The following is a 3,459-nucleotide window of genomic DNA, read 5'->3' on the forward strand; positions in this document are numbered from 1 at the left end:
CACCAACCGCCCCCCGACAGAAGCGGACACCACGGAGGCAGACAAGGTTGACACCGCCCCGTCGTTTGTTATAATAGGCTCTGTTCTCGGGGTGTAGCGCAGCCTGGTTAGCGCGCTTGCTTGGGGTGCAAGAGGTCGGGAGTTCAAATCTCCCCACTCCGACCAACCACACTGCTCGGTCACGAGCCGCACGAAAACGCCTCCCACGCGGGGGCGTTTCGTCGTTCTGGGGGACTCCCGCCCCCGTGCACGCTCCGCGCCACGTCCTCCGTACCGCAAGACTCAGGGGGAGCTCTCTTCTACTCAGCCAAGACTCGCGCGGAGGCACCTGCACGCCTGACATCAACCCCGTGAACGCACGCTGCGACTCGGCCTGCGCCGCCTGGCAGGCGGGAAGCAGAGAACGGGCCGAGTAGCTGCTGGCTGTTCCTCGACACCTTCGTCTACAGCGCCACCGCCTGCCGCGCTCCCGCGCAGCCCCGCTGCTTAGTCCGTCACAAGCGCGAGCTCGATGCGTCCCAGCTCGGTGTCGGTCGCCTTCACCCGCACCTGAACGGGCACGCCCACGGCAAGAGTTCCGCCGGGCCCACCCACCGACACCTCGCGTGGGTCGACGCGCCAGTCGCCTCCTGGAAGCGACTCGAGCGGCAGCAGGCCCTCCACGAAAGAGGCGTCGAGCTGCACGAGCACGCCGAACGACTTCACCCGCACCACCCTGCCCGCGTACACCTGACCGATGTGCTGGGTCATCCAGCGCGCGGCGAGAACGCGATGCCAGTCGGCCTCGGCCTTGCCCGCGGCGGCGGTGCGATCGTTGAGATGGCGCGCGAGGGTCTCCACCTCGGGGTCGAGGGGAGTGAAGTCGCGCTGGCCTCGCAACCAGGCCTTCACCGCGCGATGCACGGCGAGGTCGGCGTAGCGACGTAGCGGAGAGGTGAAATGGAGATAGCGCGACGCGGCCAGCCCGAAGTGCAGCCCCGGGGTGACCGTGTAGCGCGCGGGACCCAGCGTCCGGCGAAGCACCGCACGCATCGCCGGCTCGGCCGGCACGCCCGTGATCTGGGTATCGAAAGCCGCTAGCGCCAACGGCGTGAGCACGGGCGGAAGACCGGCTTCATACCCGAAATGGTGAGCGCATTCTGAGAGCGCAACGACATGTGAAGGCTCAGGCTCTGCGTGCACGCGGTAGGGAGCGGGCACGCCCCGCTCCTCGAGCCAGCGCGCCACCGCCTCGTTGGCGGCCACCATGCAGCGCTCGACCAGCGCGCGGGCGCGCGGGCTTCCCTGCAGCTCGACCCCCATCACCTGACCGCTCGCGTCGACCTTCAGAGCCGCCTCGTCGCGCGCCATGCTCACGCCCCCACGCTGGCGGCGCGCGATGTCGAGGCGTGATGCCGCCGTGCGCAGCCACGGCATCACCGCGCGCACGTCGCGCATGGCCTCGGAGACCGAGCCATCGTGCAGGAAGCATTCCACCTCCTCGTAGGTGAGGCGGGCGCGAGAGCGGATGACGGCCTCGTGCAGATCAACCGACACCACGCGACCCTCGGCGTCGATGCGCATCTCCACCGCAAGGACCTCGCGATCGACGTCCGGCCACAGACTGAGACGGTCGGCCGAGATCGACTCCGGCAGCATGGACAGCACGCGGCCCGACAGATAGACGCTCGTGGCACGCGCGCGGGCGTCACGGTCGAGCACCGTCCCGTCACGCACGTGCTCCGCCGGATCGGCGATGGCAACGAACAGCCGCAGCGCCCCGTCAGACGCGGCCGGGAGAACGCCGACGGCGTCGTCGATGTCGCGGGTCGAAGGGCCGTCGATGGTCACGAACGTCATGTCGCGCAGGTCGCGTCGGTGCCCCACAACGACCGCGCGCTGCTGAACCTCGGTGGCCTCGGCGAGCACGGTGGCGGCGTGCGCCGCCTGGAGATCGTGGCGCAGCAGCAGGCGCTCGAACGCGACGTCGTCGTCGGGCCCGAGAACGCACTCGACCACAGCGCGCGCTTCGTCGAGGCGTGCGACCACAGCATCACCCCGGCGGGCCTCTCGATGCGGGTCGTGCAAAGGCCAGTCGGTGTTCGAGACCTCACGATCGATGCGCAGGAACATGGCGCGTCCGCGCATCACGACCTCGCCCATCACTCGCGTGCGCGGACGCGACACGAGGGCCAGATCGGCAGCGTTCCAACGGCCGTCGGCTGCGGCCGACACCTCAGCCGTCACCACGTCGTCTGTGAGAAACGGATTCAGGTCAGGGGGGATGATGAAGGCCGAGGCTGCGCGCCCCGAGCCATCCGGCGAGAAGGCGAGAAACCCGAATCCCCGGGGGTGAACAGTGATGGAGCCTGTGACGTGCATGGGCAACGAGTTCGCAGGGGCCTGCGCGACTCCTGTGCAGCACGTCTGCTCGCGCCCAGGCAATCACGCGCGGCTTCGAGGGCAGCGCCTCGCGCAGTGCGAGGCTCAACGGCACTCGTCAGGTCGCCAGGCGACCCGCCATCCAGCTACGCACGGCGTCGGCGAAGACGCGCAGGTCATCGAGCCGCTGCAGGTTGTCATAGACCTCATTCCAGTCGATGCCCGTATACTCGTGAACGAGTACATTGCGAAACCCGGCAAGGGGTGCGAGATGCGTGGCAAATGCAGGCGACAAGACCGCGAGGTCGCCCATCCGCATGATGGCCTCGTGATCGTCTGCGGGGCGCTGCGCCCCCTCGAGCGAGATGATTCGATTGCACATGTCAATCACGCACTGCGCGGCGATCTCGAGATTTCACTCGACAACGTCGCGCAAGAAGGGGTCAGCGTCGAACTCGCTACGGGGCCTGCTCTGCAGCGCGGTCAAGCGGGAGAGACGCTCGTCCAGCTCGTCCAACCTGCGTTCGATACCGCCGAGCTCTGGCGTCACGATCGCCTCCGTTCAGAATCTCACGCTGCTGCTGCCGCAGCACGGGAAGATAGTCGCCGTAGCGGCCTGAGACATGGGCTTCGAACTCTACCCGTTCTGCAACCGACCGCTCGAAGATGCGAACGCCATGCGTGAGCACTGCGTTTGACAGCTCGACCGGCGCACGGTTGAGGTTCACGAGGTCGAGGGCGATATCGCCCAGCAATGGCCGCAGCGCGGTCACCACGTCGGTGCGAAAGCGCGGCCAGGAGGTGCCCCGATCGGTCACCACAGCGAGGTCGAGATCGCTGCTCGTAGACGCTCGACCCGTGGCCCGGGACCCGAACACGTAGACCAGAACCACCTCGGGGAAGGCGGCCAGTGCTTCTGCGATTTGCGCTGTATCCACGTTGAGATTCGACCACGTCAGGCATGCGACGACAACAGAGGGGCACCCGATGACGGACCCGATGGCCGGTCAACACGTCCACGACTTCGCACTGCAGTCGCGCCATCCTCACGGCGAAGGGCGCCGCTGCGTGATGCTCAACCCGCCACAGTTGAGCACA

Annotated in this window: 2 protein-coding genes, 1 tRNA gene and 1 pseudogene; 1 reads left to right on the forward strand and 3 read right to left on the reverse strand. The window is 67.6% G+C overall.

The genetic code is table 11. The annotated features are described in order from the left end of the window. Positions 1–87 precede the first annotated feature (87 nt). Positions 88–165 (forward strand) — tRNA-Pro (locus EB084_21950). Positions 166–486: 321 nt separating this feature from the next. On the opposite strand, the gene EB084_21955 is transcribed toward EB084_21950, so the two are convergent. The 3 genes and pseudogenes from EB084_21955 to EB084_21965 all read right to left on the reverse strand — a co-directional run bounded on the left by EB084_21955 (position 487) and on the right by EB084_21965 (position 3,362). After that, positions 487–2,361: a VacB/RNase II family 3'-5' exoribonuclease gene (locus EB084_21955; GenBank protein ID NDD30929.1), complete on the reverse strand. Its 1,875-nt coding sequence runs from the start codon at positions 2,359–2,361 to the stop codon at positions 487–489. 118 nt (positions 2,362–2,479) lie between these two features. Continuing rightward, positions 2,480–2,911: pseudogene (locus tag EB084_21960) on the reverse strand (DUF86 domain-containing protein). Next, positions 2,820–3,362, reverse strand: a complete 543-nt coding sequence (locus EB084_21965) for a nucleotidyltransferase domain-containing protein (GenBank protein ID NDD30930.1) — start codon at positions 3,360–3,362, stop codon at positions 2,820–2,822. The pseudogene EB084_21960 and the gene EB084_21965 overlap by 92 nt, the downstream one beginning before the upstream one ends. Positions 3,363–3,459 lie beyond the last annotated feature (97 nt).

Source organism: Pseudomonadota bacterium (genome assembly GCA_010028905.1).
In the GTDB taxonomy this organism is placed as follows: Bacteria; Vulcanimicrobiota; Xenobia; order RGZZ01; family RGZZ01; genus RGZZ01.

Excerpts from the sequence above, each read along its gene's own strand:
- EB084_21955 (NDD30929.1), bottom strand. The coding sequence starts at position 2,361 with ATGCACGTCACAGGCTCCATCACTGTTCACCCCCGGGGATTCGGGTTT.